Here is a 16,389-nt window from a genome sequence, read left to right on the forward strand (position 1 = left end):
GGGCCCGCACTTCCATGTCCGCTCTTCCCCGCCCGGACACCCGTAACCATCCCTATAATCCCTAAGAAACCGGAGCGATGATGACCACCTCGACCAACGGCAAGTTTGACCGGACACCGCTGATCGCGGGCAACTGGAAGATGAACATGGACCACGTCCAGGGCATCACCCTTCTGCAGAAGCTGGCCTGGACCCTCAAGGACGCCCAGCATGACTACAACCGCGTGGAGGTTGCCGTCTTCCCGCCGTTTACGGACCTGCGCAGCGTGCAGACCCTGGTTCGCGGAGACAAGCTTGACCTGGAATACGGCGCACAGGATCTGTCCCCGAAGGACTCCGGCGCCTACACGGGCGACATCTCCGGCGCTTTCCTGTCCAAGCTTGGCTGCAAGTATGTCCTGGTCGGCCACAGCGAACGCCGCACCGTGCACGGCGAAACCGATGAACTGCTGAACGAGAAGCTCAAGGCCGCTTACCGCAACGGCCTGGTGCCGGTGCTTTGCGTGGGCGAGGGCCTGGAGGTCCGCTCCTCCGGCAAGCACGTGGAGCACACCCTGGAGCAGGTCCGCCGGGACCTCGACGGCCTCGACGCCGAGCAGGTCTCCTCCCTCGTTATCGCTTACGAGCCGATTTGGGCCATTGGCACCGGTGAGGTTGCCGGCCCCGAAGATGCCCAGGAAATGTGCGCAGCGATCCGCAGCGAGATTGCGGATCTGTACGACGACGCCGTGGCTGCCAAGACCCGGCTGCTCTACGGAGGATCGGTGAAGGCAGCGAATGCTGCGAGCATTCTGAAGCAGCGCGACGTCGACGGCGTGCTGGTGGGCGGTGCCAGTTTGGATGTGGCCGAGTTTGCTAATATTGTCAGGTTCGAACAACACCTGGTGACCGACTGATTTGCAGCTGACCTGCACCGCAGTGCACGTCTCCAATCCATGAGTCACCCCCGAAAGGCCGTAAGTGGAAATTCTGAAGATTATCCTGCTGGTTCTTCTTGCCATCACCAGCCTGTTGCTGACGCTGCTCATCCTGCTCCATAAGGGACGCGGCGGCGGCATGTCGGACATGTTCGGCGGCGGGATGACCAGCAGCATGGGTTCCTCCGGGGTTGCCGAAAAGAACCTGAACCGCTTCACCGTGATGCTCGGAATCTCCTGGGGCGCCGTGATTATTGCCCTGGGCCTGATCCAGCGTTTCTCCGGCGAAGCCTAGCCACGGCAGCAGAGGCCCGGCCTTCGGCGCAGTAAACCCGGACGCGGCAGCAGGAACCGCGCACAGCTCACGGCAAAGCCCCGGAGATCCGCAAGGATCTCCGGGGCTTTCGCGTGTCCGCCGGATGCGGCGGGCGTGCCGGCACGGGAAGGGTTAGTCCTCGGCGCCGGCTCCGGTTCCCTCCGGGTCCAGAAGGCGTTCCGGCAGCTGGGAGGCCGCCGCCTGGTCAACCAGCCAGCGTGTCTTGGTCCGCCCGTGCGCACCGGCCGCGGGGACTTGAACCGGGCCGGCTCCGGCCAGGGCCAGGCCCACGGCGCCTGCTTTGTCTTCACCGGCCACGGTCAGCCAGACCTCCTCGGCGGTATTGATCGCTTCAAGGGTCAGGGACACCCGCTCCGGCGGAGGCTTGGGCGCGTTAAGGACGGAGACTACTGTCTTGCCCGTGGTGCGGATGCCCGCCATCTCCGGGAACAGGGAGGCGATGTGGGCGTCCGGGCCTACCCCCAGGAGCAGAAGATCAAAGCGGGGGAGCCGGGAGTCGCGGGACTCGAAACCCGGCGGCAGTTTCTCTTCGGCCGCGGCTGTGGCCAGGGCGAGGGCGTAGCCGGCAGCAGCTTCCTCCACGGAGGCGGCATCATCCGACGACGGCACGGGGTGCACCCGCGCGGGATCCACCGGAAGCCGGGACAAGAGGGCCTGCCGGGCCTGCACCGCGTTGCGGTCGGGGGAGCCGGCGGCCAGGAACCGCTCGTCGCCCCACCAGAAATTCACCTTCGACCAATCCACCGCGACGCGTGCCGGTGCCGTGGCGACGGCGTCGAGCACGGCTATTCCCACGGTTCCCCCGGTCAGCACCACGGTGGCAACGCCCCGGCGGCTCTGAACGTCCACCAGCTTGGTGATCAGCCGTGCGGCGGTCGCCGTCGTCAGGGCCTCCACGCTCGGGTGGATGCTGACTCCATTGGGTGAATAACTCATGCGTTGGCCCCTTCCCGGGACAGACAGGCTGCGAGGCCCTGGGTCAGTACTTCTCCGTACACCTCGTCCGGATCCAGCCGGCGGAGTTCCTCGGCCAGGCAGTCGCGCAGATTCCGGCGCGGCAGCGAGATCTGCTGCTCCGGCTGTCCGGGCTGGGTCAGGTGTGCGGTGATCTGGTCCGGACGCAGCAGTTCCACGTTACCGGCAGCACGTTCGAAAACCACCTGGTGGATGCCGGTTCCGGGCTCCCCTTCGATGATCTTCACGGGCACCTGCAGGGCATGCTTCAACCAGGCGGCCAGCAGGAACGTGCTGGCCGAGTCGGAAGCTCCGGCCACCGTGACGGAGTCGACGGGTTCCGCGCCTGCGCCGTCCAGCACCGCCGCCAGCTGGATCCTCCAGTTGGTCAGCCGGGTCCAGCTCAGGTCGGTGTCGCCGTCGGCGTAGTCCTCGGCCAGGGCAAGCAGCGTCTTTTTGGGATCGGCGCCGGTGGCGGCGTCGGTAATCCGGCGGTGGGCAATGCAGCCCAGCGGAGTCTGCGAAGGGTTCTCCGGAACACCGTGCGGCCACCAGACCACAATCGGTGCGTCCGGCAGAAGCAGGGCCGAGACCAGCGAGACGCTTTCGCCGGCGAGCTCACCGTGTCCGGACAGGACGATCACCTCGGAGGCGCCGGCGTCACCGCCTACGCGGATCTCGGCGTCGAGCCGTGTTTCGTCCTCCCGGGAGCCTTCGGCGAGCACGATGATGCGGCAGGGGTGTTCCCTGCTGGCTTCGTTGGCGGCGGCAATGGCCTCTTCCACAAAATCGGGCTGCGTATCGACGACCAGGGTCAGTACACGGCCCAGGGTCACCACCCCGCCCTTTTCCCGCATGGCGACAATTTCCTTGGATACCTTGGACGTTGTTGTGTCCGGCAGTTCTACAATCACGGCCTTCTCCAGGTCCTTCCGTCTTGGGCGAGCAGTTCATCGGCGGACTCCGGACCCCAGCTGCCCGGGGCGTACGGTTCCGGCTGGGTGCCCAGGGACGCCCAGTACTCTTCGAACGGATCGACGATCTTCCAGGACAGCTCCACTTCCTGGTGGCGGGGGAACAGCGGCGGCTCGCCCAGCAGCACATCGAGGATCAGGCGTTCGTACGCTTCCGGACTGGACTCCGTGAAGGAGTGGCCGTAGCCGAAGTCCATGGAGACGTCGCGGACCTCCATCTGGGTTCCCGGGACCTTGGACCCGAAGCGGATGGTGGCGCCTTCGTCCGGCTGGACCCTGATGACCACGGCGTTCTGGCCGAAGTCGTGGTCATTGTGGTCCCGGAAGAGCAGGTTCGGGGCGCGCTTGAACACCACCGCAATTTCCGTGACCCGGCGGCCCAGCCGCTTGCCGGCCCGGAGGTAGAAGGGAACTCCGGCCCAGCGGCGCGTGTTGATGTCCAGGCGGACGGCGGCGAAGGTTTCCGTGGTGGAATCGGGGTTGAAGCCTTCTTCCTCCAAGAAACCGGTCACCTTTTCCCCGCCCTGCCAGCCGCCGGTGTACTGGCCGCGCGCCGAGTGCTTGGAGAGGTCCCGGGGCAGCCGGACAGCGGCGAGGACCTTTTCCTTTTCGGCGCGCAGGTGGTCGGCGTCGAAGGAAATGGGCTCCTCCATGGCCGTCAGCGCCAGCAGCTGCAGGAGATGGTTCTGGATGACGTCGCGGGCCGCGCCCACGCCGTCGTAGTAGCCGGCGCGCCCGCCGATGCCGATGTCCTCGGCCATGGTGATCTGGACGTGGTCCACGAAGTTCGCGTTCCAGATCGGTTCGAACATCTGGTTGGCAAAGCGCAGGGCCAGAATGTTCTGGACCGTTTCCTTGCCGAGGTAATGGTCAATCCGAAACACTGAATCGGCCGGGAACACGGACTCCACCACGTTGTTGAGTTCCCGGGCGGACTGCAGGTCGTGGCCGAAGGGCTTCTCGATGACCACCCGGCGCCATTTTCCTTCAGACGTTTGGGCGAGGCCGTGCCGGGAGAGCTGCTGGCAGACCTGCTCGAAGGACTTCGGGGGAACGGACAGGTAGAAGGCATGGTTGCCGCGGGTGCCGCGTTCGGAGTCCAGGGACTCGAGCGTCTCCTTGAGCTTGCCGAAGGCCTCGTCGCTGTCGAAGCCGCCCTCAACAAACCGGATGCCCTGTGCGAGCTGCTTCCAGACGTTCTCGTCGAAGTCGGTGCGGGCGAACGCCTGCACCGATTCCAGGACCTGGGCAGCGAAGTCCTCGTTGCTCCAGGGCCGGCGGCCGAAGCCGACCAGCGAAAAGCTTGGCGGCAGCAGGCCGCGGTTGGCAAGGTCGTACACGGCCGGAATGAGCTTCTTCCGGGCCAGGTCTCCGGTGACGCCGAAGATGACCAGCGATGACGGTCCTGCGATGCGGCTGAGCCGCCGGTCCCGGGGATCCCGCAGCGGGTTGGCGGATCCCTGCTTGTCCTCTGCCGCCATCTAGTTGCTGCCGCCTTCGGCGCCGAGTGAACGTACTGCCTCTTCGATCTCGCGGACGCCCTGTTCGCGGTTGAGCAGGTGCAGGCGCAGGACCGGGCGGCCCTGGTCGGCGAGGACCTGTGCGTCGCCGGCGGCCTGGGCACTGATCAGTTCACCGAAGGTGAAGGGCCGTCCCGGGACGGGAAGGTCTTCCTGCGGCGCGCCGGTGATCTGCAGATAGACGCCCTGCGCCGGGCCGCCCTTGTGGAACTGGCCGGTGGAGTGCAGGAAGCGCGGTCCCCAGCCGAAGGTCACCGGGCGTCCGGTGGCCGCGGCGAGCCCGGGACGGATCCCGGCGAGCTCGGCCTGTCCGAACCGGTCCAGGTAGGCGTGGATGCTCAGGTACCCGTCGCCGCCAAGCTCCGCGGTGAGTGCACTGAGCGCCTCGGCCAGCGTTCCGGCACTGCCCAGCAGCGCGGACGGGCCGCGGACCTCCACGGACCCGTCCGTGAAGGCGGGATCGGTGGGTTCCGGACGCGCATCGAGCATGCCCCGTGCTGCCTTCTTGGCGGCCTCAACGTCCGGCTGGTCAAAGGGGTTGATGCCCAGGAGCCGGCCCGCGACGGCGGTGGCCACCTCCCACAGCATCATGGAGCCGCCGAGGGAGCCGGCAACAACTGCCTGGTCGCCCTCCGGTGCGGCGTCGGAGTCAACGGCGACCAGGCGCACCGTCAGGACGTCAGGGGCGCCCGAAGAGATTTCCGGTGCTCCGGGCTCGACGGCGACCGGCAGCAGACCGGTGCCGAGCTTGCCGGTGGATTCGGCAATAAGCTGTTCGGCCCAGTCGGGGAAACCGACCAGACCGGAGCCCTCATCGACAATGACCACCTTGTTGCGCAGCGGGTCGGTGCCGCCCAGCGCGGCACCTAGCTGCAGCCCGATGTTGTCGGCATCGTTGTCGCTGAGGATTTCGAGTGCATCTTCCGCATCGTCCAGGAGCGCCTCGATGTCGGCCCCGGCGAGGCCGGAGGGGACGAGTCCGAAGGCAGTCAGCGCGGAATAGCGTCCGCCGACGTTGGGATCAGCGTTGAAGACGGCGCGGTAGCCTGCTTCGCGGGCGGCACCGTCCAGCGGGGAGCCGGGGTCGGTGACAACCACAATGCGGGACTTGGCGTCGATTCCCGCATCTGTGAACGCCTGCTCAAAGGTGCGGCGCTGGGAATCGGTTTCCACCGTGGAGCCGGACTTGGAGGAGACCACAATAACGGTCTCCTCCAGCCGGTTCTCCAGAGCTGCCCGGACGGCATCCGGGTCGGTGGAGTCAAGCACCGTCAGCTCAACGCCGGCGGTGCGGGTAATGACCTCCGGGGCCAGGGAAGAACCGCCCATGCCGGCGAGGACCACGCGGGTCACTCCCTCGGCGGCCAGTTCTTCCCGGAGCCCGCGAATCTGTCCAACGAGCGGCCGGGAGGCCGCTGAAGGATTCAACCATCCCAGGCGGATGGAAGCTTCCGCTTCGGCGTCGGGACCCCACAGGGTGGGATCCTGGGCAAGGAGGCGGGCGGCGACGTCGTTCCGAACGAGTGAAGGTACGTTCTTTTCGACGGCGGCCAGCGCGGCTCCGGCTGCTTCGAAGGACAGTGTGGTCATTTTTTCTATGCCTCTTTTGCGTTGTCCAGTGCGGTCTTCACGGTCTCCAGGAGTTCTCCCCAGCTGACCACAAACTTGTCCAGGCCTTCAGTTTCCAGCTGCTCGACGACGTCGGAGTAGGAAACGCCCAGGGCCTCCAGCTTGTCCAGGAGTTCACCGGAGGCGGCGTAGGTGCCGCTGACGGTGTCTCCGGTGATGACGCCGTGGTCGGCCGTGGCGTCCAGGGTCTTCTCAGGCATGGTGTTCACGACGTTCGGAGCGACAAGTTCCGTGACGTACAGGGTGTCCGGCAGCGCCGGATCCTTCACGCCGGTGGAAGCCCACAGCGGGCGCTGCGCGTTGGCGCCGGCGGCAGCCAGCACCTGCCAGCGTTCGGTGGCGAACTGCTCTTCGAAGACCTGGTAGGCCAGGCGGGCGTTGGCCAGGCCGGCCTTGCCCTTGAGTGCCTTGGCTTCGTCGGTTCCGACGGCCTCGAGCCGCTTGTCGATTTCGCTGTCCACGCGGGAGACGAAGAAGGACGCCACGGAGTGGATCTTGGACAGGTCGTGTCCGTTTTCCTTCGCCTGCTCGATTCCCACCATGTAGGCGTTGATGACCTCGCGGTAGCGCTCCAGCGAGAAGATCAGCGTGACGTTGACGCTGATCCCGGCCGCCAGAGTGGCGGAGATGGCCGGCAGGCCCTCCTTGGTGGCGGGAATCTTGATCAGCACGTTGTAGCGGCCGACCTTGTCGAACAGCTCGCGGGCTTCCTTGATGGTGCCCTCGGTGTCGCGGGAGAGCCGGGGGTCAACCTCGATGGAAACGCGGCCGTCGACGCCGTTCGTGGCTTCGGCAACCGGAGCGAAGACGTCGCAGGCCTGGATGACGTCGTCGGTGGTGATTTCGAAGACGGCCTTGTCGACGTCGGCGCCGGAGCGGGCGAGCTGCTGCACCTGGGCCGCGTAGGACTCGCCGTTGGCCAGGGCCGCGGCGAAAATGCTCGGGTTGGTGGTCACGCCAACCACGTTCTTGTTGTCAATGAGGTCCTTAAGGGAACCGGAGACGATGCGTTCGCGGGACAGATCGTCCAGCCAGATGGAGACGCCGGCTTCGGAAAGCTGCGCCGTAGGGGTGGAAGTCATGAATTATCTCCTTGTTGCTGGAATTACTTCTGGTCGCCGGTTTCGGTGGACTGTTCACCCGAGGGTGCGGCAGTGGTGCCGGCGGGCGGGGTGTCCGAACCGTTGGCTGCTGCCAGGGAATCCCGGGCTGCTTCGGCAACGGCCTCGGCGGTGATGCCGAATTCGCGGTACAGGGTCTTGTAATCGGCGGAGGCACCGAAGTGCTCCAGCGAGACGCTGCGGCCGGCGTCGCCGACCATCTCGCGCCAGCCCTGGGCAATCCCGGCTTCAACCGAAACTCGGGCCTTGATGTCCTTGGGCAGGACGGCCTCGCGGTACTGCGCGTCCTGCTTGTTGAACCACTCGACGCTGGGCATCGAGACGACGCGGGCGGCGATTCCCTCGGCGGCCAGGGCTTCGCGGGCCGCAACGGCAAGCTGAACTTCCGAGCCGGTGCCGATGAGGATGACGTCGGGGGTCACCACGGAGCCGTCGCGGACGGCTTCGGCCAGCACGTAGCCGCCGCGGGAGACGCCGTCGGCCGATGCGAAGGATTCAGCCGTGGCTGCGCCGTCGCCGCGCTCGTACGTGGGGATGTTCTGGCGGGTCAGGACAATTCCGGCCGGGTTCTCGGTGTTCTCGAGGATTGCCTTCCACGCGGCTGCCACTTCGTTCGCATCGCCGGGGCGGACAACGTCCAGTCCCGGAATGGCGCGCAGCGAAGCCAGCTGCTCCACCGGCTGGTGGGTGGGTCCGTCTTCGCCCAGGCCAATGGAGTCATGGGTCCAGACGTAGATGGACGGAACACCCATCAGCGCGCCGAGGCGGATGGCGGGCCGCTGGTAATCGCTGAAGATCAGGAACGTGCCGGAGAACGCGCGGGTGCCGCTGTGCATGGTGATGCCGTTGACGATCGCAGCGGCAGCGTGCTCGCGGATACCGAAGTGCAGCACCCGGCCGTACGGGCCGCCGGACCAGGCGCTGGTCTGCCGGGACTCGGGGATGAAGGAGGGGGAGCCCTCGATGGTGGTGTTGTTGGACTCGGCCAGGTCGGCGGAACCGCCCCACAGCTCGGGAAGTACCGGGCCGATGGCGGAGAGGACCTTGCCGGAGGCGGCGCGGGTGGACATGTCCTTGCCGGAGTCGAACTCGGGCAGGTTCTTTTCCCACCCGGCGGGCAGCGTACCGGTGCTGATGCGTTCCAGCAGGGCGGCGCCGTCGGGGTTCGAAGCCTTCCAGGCCTCGAAGCGCTCGTCCCATTCGCGGTGGGCCTCGGACCCGCGGGCCACAACCTGGCGGGCGTGTTCCAGCACAGCGGCGTCGACGTCGAAGGACTTCTCCGGGTCGAAGCCCAGTGCTTCCTTCAGCGCGGCGACTTCGTCCTTGCCCAGGGCGGAGCCGTGGATCTTGCCGGTGTTCTGCTTGTTCGGCGCCGGGTATCCGATGATGGTGCGCAGCGAGATGATGGACGGCTTGGACGTCTCTGCCTTGGCGGCGAGCAGTGCGTTGTACAGTTCGGCAACGTCTTCGACGTATTCGCCGGTCTTGGTCCAGTCCACGCGCTGGGTGTGCCAGCCGTAGGCTTCGTAGCGTTTCAGGACATCTTCGGTGAAGGAGATGTCGGTGTCGTCCTCGATGGAGATGTGGTTCTCGTCGTAGATGACGACGAGGTTGCCGAGTTCCTGGTGGCCGGCCAGCGACGATGCTTCGGACGTGACGCCCTCCTGCATGTCGCCGTCGGACGCGATGACCCAGGTGGTGTGGTCGAACGGGCTCTCACCCTGCGGTGCGTCGGCGTCGAGCAGGCCGCGGAGGCGGCGCTGGGCGAACGCGAAGCCAACGGAGGAGGCAAGGCCCTGGCCCAGCGGTCCGGTGGTGATTTCGACGCCGGCGGTGTGGCGGTACTCGGGGTGGCCGGGGGTCTTGGAGCCCCAGGTGCGCAGTGCCTCGAGGTCACCGATCTCCAGTCCGTAGCCGGAAAGGAAGAGCTGGATGTAGAGCGTCAGCGAGGTATGTCCGGGGGAGAGGATAAAACGGTCCCTGCCGGTCCACTGAGGATCCGACGGATCATGGCGCATCAGCTTCTGGAACAGCAGGTACGCTGCAGGTGCCAGGCTCATGGCGGTTCCCGGGTGTCCGTTGCCGACCTTCTCGACGGCGTCGGCGGCCAGCACGCGGGCAGTGTCCACGGCTTTCCGGTCCAGGTCTGTCCAGATCAGTTCTTGCTCTTCCATATGTGGCACGTTTACCGGGCCCCTCTCTACTACAGATGACCGGCGCGTAGAACGCCGGAGACTCCCGAACACACCGGCTCTTTTCCGGTGCATCCGGTTCCTTAACCACCACAACAGCCGAAGCCGGAGAATCCATACCGGAATGCGGCATCTTCCATCCTGCCCGGTGCTGCCCAGCGGCAATTTACCCGCCGCGGGAAAGGTCCGCTCCAACCTTATCCCGTAGGCGGGGCCAATGGGCGTATCGTTTCCCTGACCGGGACCGCCGCGGCGCGCCGAGGTTATTCCGGGTGTCGTGCCGATGGCCGTGCCGAGGTTATTCCGGCGTCCGGCCGGTTATCCGGATGCACCGGGCGGGCACGGCAGCTGAGGGCTTCGTTTTCTACAGCCGATAGAGGCTATGATGATGGTGGACTTTTCCGGCCCAGATTGGATGATGTGATCGCCCCGTGACAACGCAGCAAGCCCCCGCCGACCTTCCGGTGTTTACCGGCAAGATGACGGCAGGCCGTAAGCTCCGGGCTTATGTGGCTCTCACCAAGCCGCGCGTCATCGAACTGCTGCTGGTGACAACGCTGCCGACCATGATCTTTGCGGAGCGCGGACTGCCCGGCCTGTGGCTGGTGGTGGCAACCATGGTGGGCGGTGCCCTCGCCGCCGGCAGCGCCGGCGCCTTCAACTGCTACATCGACCGCGACATGGACAAGCTGATGAAGCGGACCAAGAACCGGCCGCTGGTTACCGGCGAGGTGTCTCCGCGCGAAGCACTGGTGTTTGCCTGGGTGCTGGGCATCGTCTCCATCGCCCTGCTCTGGTTCGGCGCCAACCCGCTCACCGGCCTGCTGGGCGTGGGTGCCATCCTGCTGTACGTCGTCTTCTACACGCTGATCCTCAAGCGCCGCACCACCCAGAACATTGTCTGGGGCGGCGCCGCCGGCTGCATGCCGGTGCTCATCGCCTGGGCCGCCGTCACGAACCGGGTGGAATGGCCGGCCTTCATCCTCTTCATGATCATCTTCCTCTGGACGCCGCCGCACTACTGGCCGCTGTCCATGAAGTACGGCGAGGACTACCGCAACGCTTCCGTGCCGATGCTGGGAGCCGTTGCCGGAGCCAAGCTCGTCTCTGTCCAGGTTGTCCTGTATGCGTACGCGACGGTTGCCTGCTCGCTGCTGCTGGTTCCCGTGGGCGGCGCCGGCTGGGTGTACACCCTGGCCGCCGTCCTGAGCGGAGTCTGGTTCCTTGCCGAGACGCACCGCCTGCACAACCGGGCGCAGCACGGCAACGTCACGGACAAGACCGCCATGAAGGTCTTCCACGGCTCAATCAGCTACCTGACGGTGCTGTTCCTGGCGCTGGCCATCGATCCGTTCGTGGGCGGCCCGCTGCTCTAGCGGCGAACAGCTCTTGAAGGACTAGCGGCACCCCTGAAGGACCGGAGGAAGCTCCGGTCCTTCAGTGTTTCCAGGGTCAGGGGCTTTGCCTGGATCTATCGTTGTGAGTTGCAACGATAAGCGGCACGGTTTTCCCGGAGTTTAGTGGCCGATGAGGAGGGCTTCTCGGGCTGCGTCGACGAGCTCGGGTGTGAGGGTTTCGAGGTTGTTGAGGCCCTGAATGCGTGCGATCTGGGTGAGGAGTCGGTCGACGAGACGGAAGTTGCCGCCGGTGATGCGGACGATGGCCGCGACCGCGGTGGCGTGAGCGATTCCGTCAGCCGCTGTGTTCGCTGCGGTGGGGTGTTGATGGGTGAGGCACAGGGCATACATCAGTGCCCGCAGGCCGATCCCCGGAACGGACGCCAGAGCGTCCGAGGATTCACAGGCTTACAGGCACGCTACCGCGCGATATTTTGTCTGGCGGTACTGTCGATGAATGCGAGCAGAGCTGATTGACCCACGGGACCAAACCCAGCAGATCGATGCTCCCTCCTACCGGGTGTACTTCTGGACCGAAGACGGAGCCAAAGAAGAGTGGGAGCTTTCAGGCGCGGACCTTTACGAGGTGCTCGAATGGACACGTTCCACGGCCGGCGGCCGGTCGTACAGCCTTTGGGTCACTACACGGTCTCCGGGCAATGTCTGCCTTGTCCGTCTCCAGGGGATTGATTTGGACGCAGATGCTGAATCCTGGCCAGCCTGGGCCGAAACGACCTATTAGATACGGCACCGTTGAGTTCAGCTGGTTTTCCCTGGCCTGTAGCAGCCGGCCCGTGCGGAGGTAGTGCCGTTGGCGTTCGACCCATACGGCCAAGACTTTCTCTAAAGGATCGACTTGCGGGACGGCTGGGCGCACCTGCCGATGGTGCTGATCGAGGTGGTGCTCATTACCGCCGTCAGGCTATGTCAGGTGGGTATGCCATCATCTCCCGCGAATCGGTGATAACCGGGTCGATCATCCTCAATGCAGCCATCGGGTGCTGTCCCTGTTCGTCGGGGGCATCAGGCGCGGCGACCTGCGCCATAACTGCACCGGTGGACACCTACCCTGCTGGCCGAAAGTTGAAGTGTCGGGCAACCAAAGAGATGTCGCGAATAGACCGAACAGCGGGTTCATGCAGCTGCTTTTTCGCTTGCTTTCAAGTGGCATGGCACCATGAGGCATGGGGCCATTTCAACGATTTCATGCAGGCTACGTGGGGCGGACAGGTGTACCCGTCGGCGTGTTCGTCGCGGTTGATCATCTTCGTCGAACCGGGAGACTGAGCCAAGAAGAGATAGTTCTCTATGCCCTCATCGATGACTGGTTTCAGGAGAACCTTCCCAATCCTCCGTTCTACGATGATGGGAACTCCATAGGTGCAGTCACCTGGTTTCGGGAGGGCACCGAAGGGATGACGAATCGCCTGCAGCCGCTCCTGTCGATTCTTAAGTTGAAAGGCGTTGCATGGGAGCGCACGGTTTCGCATGATCCCGGCCGGGTTGTTTATGAAGATCAATGGCAGGTCGGTGTCATCCCGTCGTCACGACTTGCCATGACACCTTTACCGTATCCGGGCAGCTTGGGGCCGAGCGATTGGTTTGCGGTACGGCAAGAGATCCTTTCTAATCATCAGCCGTGAGTTTACGATCAACAATCCGCAGGACTTCTTCCGCGCCGCATCTATCCGTCGCCGGCCTGTGACCGTTACTGCTGCACTGACACCGACACAGGTAGGACACTTTCAAGCTAGCTTCGCCGCCCGCGGAAACGAGCCACATCGCCGTGGAGCCCACCTGTCTTGGTCCCAACCACCGGCACCCCCTTTATGCCGGGCGGCGCGATAACAGTCTGTACGACAACGAGTGAGCGACCGGTGCTTAGGGTTGTTGCTCCAGATCTGAAAGGCTCCGGGCACAATGACGCCCAGCCCTATGAGCATTGCGTACCACGGACCACCGTTCACCCACATATAGACAGACGGTTGCGAGGAAGACTATGGCTCCGATAACTGCCTGCGACCAGGCCCATATCCGGCCACGCTCATAGTTGGTCCGTCTTGGAATACTATTTCCCTGCATCAGTTTCTCTCCTAGCATTTGTGCTCGATTTCTGCGATATCTCCGAGTACACCTATGAATTCTGTTCAGATCGGCAGAGCCGCCCACAGAAGAAGGTCCTGCTTAGGAGTCAGGCCGCAGGGGCCCCTGGGACAGGGGTACCTCTACCTCGGTGTCATCGGTACCGCCCCGGCCTGCACCCTCTGGTTCCGCGGGATACACCTTGTACCAGCATCAACCACGGCAATCCTGGGTCTTCTCAGCCCACTCGTCGCCACCCTCGCAGGATGGACATTCCTCAGCCAAACCCCTGACCCCCGGTCAACTTATCGGGGCGACTATCATCCTCGGCACCCCCGCCCTGAGCACGCTCCGACCAGCACCGAACACGACGGCCGGCCCATATCCCGCTTCCCTCCAAACCACTCCGGGAACAGAAAACGCACGGTGAACGATCCCTCACCGGGCCGTGCACTTAGGAGGACGGATTTCGAACCTGATCAACGTCACAACGTCTGGTTAGGATTAGGGGTGACCAGCCCAGCCACCTTGTGGCCACCCTTCGGATTAGTTCTCTCCACTCCACGTTTGGTTCTGCGACCGATCCAAGATGCAGACTTGCCCGCTGCCGTGGAAGCCGCGGAGGCTGGCATACATCCCCCAGGGCAGATGCCTTTTTCCCACCCGTGGACGGAGGCACGTCCTGAAGATCTTCCCGCAAACACTGCACGACGAATTTGGCGGGCACGTGCAGAATCGACACCGCAGAAGTGGGCACTCCACTTCGGAGTCTGGAGAGGCAACGACTTTGTCGGGTGTCAGGACTTGAGCGCCGAAGGGTTTGGCACGCTCAAGACCGTGTCAACGGGCTCCTGGCTCCGCCAAGATGCTCAGGGCCAAGGCCTCGGCAAGGAGATGCGAACAGCAGTCATCCTCTACGCATTCTATTGGTTGAAGGCGACCACCGCTGTCTCCGAGGCAGCAGTCTGGAACTCCGCATCTCTAGGTGTGTCAAAATCTCTGGGTTACGAGCCCAATGGGATTTTCAGGGAATCGTGGAAACCTGCGGAAGTAACAGAGGTTCAGTACCTGCGCCTTAGTTCGGAAAGGTTTATACGGCCCGCCTGGAACCTCGACGTCAGAGGACACATACGTTCCGCAGACTATCTTGGGATTCTTCTTAGCGACGGCTAGGTTCGGCCGCTGGGATTTTTTGAGAAACCACCCACACTCACAAGGCGATCCAAGTGCCCATAAGCCGGTCGGTAAGTTGGACGTTGAGCCACCCACTTACGGGCGCTCAGGGGACAATGCCGTCCTCTACAGTCTGATCGTGAATCGTCATGTCACTGGGGGACCGGCTCCGCCTACGAATTAGCTACCGTACGATTTCAAGAAGGACCATTAGACAGCCTCTTCAGGTGGCCAGGGTTGAGACTGGTGCTGTGTTTGTAGTAGCTGTAATCGGCTCATCATTCTGAAGGCGTCGGGTCGGTTCTGCGTAGTGGCCCGGAACTCCTCGAGAGTAAGGGGGGACCGTATGGTTGTTCGCACATCGGCGTCGCAGAGAACGTCGATGACGTTGATAAGCCTCTGTTGCGCCTCCGGGTCAGTGTCGGCAAATGAGGGCAGATCCAATAGCACCCAGTGATTGAACTGCTGCGCCCAGCGCAGATACTCCACGGACGAAGTCTGTGCCCCGCATAACTGCTCGAAGGTGATCCACAGTTCGGTGCCACGATGTGCGACCACAGGGAATCGCCTGCTGCCCACTATCAACTCAACAGTGTCGGATGCTTGAGGGTCCTGCGGGGTGCGGCAGTCCTGCTGAACGCTGGGGTCCGGGCTGATCCATCGCCCACTCCTGAATCCAGTGACCGATGATTGCGGCCTGGCTCTATAGTCTTCCGTTCCCTGGAGCTTGATGATGTCCATGTTGGTCTGGATCAATTCGATGCCTGGTTCGAACAGGTGATGCCAGATCGGATTGGGCAGCAAGGACGCGGGGGCGTAGTTAGAGCTTGCAAGGAGGACGACGTTCGTGGCGAAGAGTTGTCTCAGGAGCCGTGTTAAAAGCGCGGCGTCTCCAGAGTCATGGACATGAAACTCGTCAAAGTACAGGAGTTTCACACCGTCGGTGAGCTCACGGGCAGCACTCTCGACGGCGCTGGTTTCTCCTTGGTGTTCATGGATGCGGCGATGAAGTTGATCAAAGAATCCGTGGAAGTGGACTCGCCGTTTCGACTGGATTGGGAGCGCACGGAAGTAGGCGTCGAGCAGCCAGGATTTACCGCAGCCGGCATCACCCCACACATAGAGACCCCGGAGCTGGGCCCGTCTCCACCGGGACGCGAGCAGATCCCCACTGAGTCCGAGAAGCCTGTCCCGAACGAGGACTTGCGCATTGTCTAACCGAAAACCAGCGCTGGCAGCAGACTCCTCGATAGCTGCTGCCCAGTCAGTTCTTATGCTTTTGCTCCTCGCCACAGGGTTGATTATGCCCTTCAGCCACCTGAAACGTGGCCGGGGTGATTGGTCCCGGGATCTGCACACAGATGCAGCCACCGCTGCGGGGCTCGGGGACAAAATGACCTCCGCCGCCTGCGCCTGGAGCTGGACACAGGCCCGGATCAGACCATTGGGCCCGCCCGTCCGGGTGCGGCCGCAGCTCCTCGCCCCGCGTCCGGCAGGACGCCATGCCATCGACCTCCTGTCCGGATCGGCCCGCGCCACACCTAAGCACTCCTGTATTGCGCCCTGTTCATCAACGACGCGGCCGGCGGGAAAGCGGGCCGTTCACTTTGGCCGGCAGATAAAGAGCCGGGGGGGGTGCCTCTATGGTTTTCGTCAAGCAGCTGAGGGCAGGTTTCTGGGCGCCGGGTCTGCGTATAGAGTTCCGTCGCGGAGCATGGCGAAGAGGACATCAGAACGACGCCGAGCCAGGGCAATAATCGCTTGGTTATGGCGTTTGCCTTCAGCGCGTTTGCGGTCGTAGTACGCCCTCGATGGTGGATGATGCAGCGCGGCAAAGGCCGAGAGGAACAGTGCGCGCTTGAGTTTCTTATTGCCCCGCCGGCTCGGATGCTCACCCCGGATGGAAGTCCCAGACCGGCGGGTGACCGGTGCGATCCCGGCGTAGGAGGCCAGATGGGCCGCGGAGGCGAAGTGCTTGCCGGTGACTTCGGTGAGGATTCGTGCGCAGGTCCTGACGCCGATGCCGGGCATCGAGGTCAGGACCTCGTAAAGAGGGTGGGCCTCCACGAGTGCTTCGACCTGGGAAGCGATTT

General features: G+C 64.0%; 15 protein-coding genes. 6 read left to right on the top strand and 9 right to left on the bottom strand.

The annotated features are described in order from the left end of the window. The first annotated feature begins 80 nt into the window (after window positions 1-80). Entirely contained in the window at window positions 81-896 is an 816-nt protein-coding gene (gene tpiA / locus WKB88_RS17370) for a triose-phosphate isomerase (protein WP_341395833.1), read from the top strand. 64 nt (window positions 897-960) lie between these two features. Next, window positions 961-1,212, top strand: coding sequence for a preprotein translocase subunit SecG (secG, locus tag WKB88_RS17375; RefSeq protein WP_341395817.1), 252 nt, complete (start codon window positions 961-963; stop codon window positions 1,210-1,212). Window positions 1,213-1,365: 153 nt separating this feature from the next. Here the strand turns inward: secG and pgl are convergent, their stop codons facing one another. The 6 genes from pgl to tkt are packed head-to-tail and all read right to left on the bottom strand — an operon-like array spanning window position 1,366 to window position 9,626. Further along, entirely contained in the window at window positions 1,366-2,190 is an 825-nt protein-coding gene (gene pgl, locus WKB88_RS17380) for a 6-phosphogluconolactonase (protein WP_341395818.1), read from the bottom strand. After that, on the bottom strand, window positions 2,187-3,122 hold the full coding sequence (locus WKB88_RS17385) for a glucose-6-phosphate dehydrogenase assembly protein OpcA (RefSeq protein ID WP_341395819.1): 936 nt from the start codon (window positions 3,120-3,122) through the stop codon (window positions 2,187-2,189). The genes pgl and WKB88_RS17385 overlap by 4 nt, the downstream gene beginning before the upstream one ends. After that, entirely contained in the window at window positions 3,119-4,663 is a 1,545-nt protein-coding gene (gene zwf, locus WKB88_RS17390) for a glucose-6-phosphate dehydrogenase (RefSeq protein ID WP_341395820.1), read from the bottom strand. Before zwf ends, WKB88_RS17385 begins: the two co-directional genes overlap by 4 nt. Beyond that, a complete protein-coding gene (locus WKB88_RS17395; RefSeq protein ID WP_341395821.1) occupies window positions 4,664-6,292 on the bottom strand; it encodes a glucose-6-phosphate isomerase in 1,629 nt (542 codons plus the stop codon). It lies immediately after the preceding gene. A gap of 5 nt (window positions 6,293-6,297) precedes the next feature. Beyond that, window positions 6,298-7,413, bottom strand: a complete 1,116-nt coding sequence (gene tal, locus WKB88_RS17400) for a transaldolase (RefSeq protein ID WP_341395822.1) — start codon at window positions 7,411-7,413, stop codon at window positions 6,298-6,300. 23 nt (window positions 7,414-7,436) lie between these two features. Next, entirely contained in the window at window positions 7,437-9,626 is a 2,190-nt protein-coding gene (gene tkt / locus WKB88_RS17405) for a transketolase (protein ID WP_341395823.1), read from the bottom strand. Between the two features lie 497 nt (window positions 9,627-10,123). Between tkt and WKB88_RS17410 the strand changes: the two genes are divergently transcribed. Further along, complete coding sequence (locus WKB88_RS17410) at window positions 10,124-11,020, top strand: heme o synthase (RefSeq protein WP_341395834.1); 897 nt, start codon at window positions 10,124-10,126, stop codon at window positions 11,018-11,020. 141 nt (window positions 11,021-11,161) lie between these two features. On the opposite strand, the gene WKB88_RS17415 is transcribed toward WKB88_RS17410, so the two are convergent. Beyond that, complete coding sequence (locus WKB88_RS17415) at window positions 11,162-11,392, bottom strand: hypothetical protein (protein WP_341395824.1); 231 nt, start codon at window positions 11,390-11,392, stop codon at window positions 11,162-11,164. Between the two features lie 106 nt (window positions 11,393-11,498). On the opposite strand from WKB88_RS17415, the gene WKB88_RS17420 reads away from it, so the two are divergent. The 3 genes from WKB88_RS17420 to WKB88_RS17430 all read left to right on the top strand — a co-directional run bounded on the left by WKB88_RS17420 (window position 11,499) and on the right by WKB88_RS17430 (window position 14,296). Next, a complete protein-coding gene (locus tag WKB88_RS17420; RefSeq protein ID WP_341395825.1) occupies window positions 11,499-11,783 on the top strand; it encodes a hypothetical protein in 285 nt (94 codons plus the stop codon). 442 nt (window positions 11,784-12,225) lie between these two features. Then, on the top strand, window positions 12,226-12,684 hold the full coding sequence (locus WKB88_RS17425; protein WP_341395826.1) for a hypothetical protein: 459 nt from the start codon (window positions 12,226-12,228) through the stop codon (window positions 12,682-12,684). Window positions 12,685-13,177: 493 nt separating this feature from the next. After that, window positions 13,178-14,296: a GNAT family N-acetyltransferase gene (locus tag WKB88_RS17430; RefSeq protein ID WP_341395827.1), complete on the top strand. Its 1,119-nt coding sequence runs from the start codon at window positions 13,178-13,180 to the stop codon at window positions 14,294-14,296. 210 nt (window positions 14,297-14,506) lie between these two features. Here WKB88_RS17430 and zapE read toward each other — a convergent pair whose 3' ends face one another. Next, entirely contained in the window at window positions 14,507-15,805 is a 1,299-nt protein-coding gene (gene zapE / locus WKB88_RS17435) for a cell division protein ZapE (protein WP_341395828.1), read from the bottom strand. 144 nt (window positions 15,806-15,949) lie between these two features. Next, a partial coding sequence (locus tag WKB88_RS17440; protein ID WP_341395829.1) for a transposase occupies window positions 15,950-16,389 on the bottom strand: 440 nt, incomplete at its 5' end.

The organism is Arthrobacter sp. G119Y2 (assembly GCF_038069765.1).
Classification (GTDB): Bacteria; Actinomycetota; Actinomycetes; order Actinomycetales; family Micrococcaceae; genus Arthrobacter_B.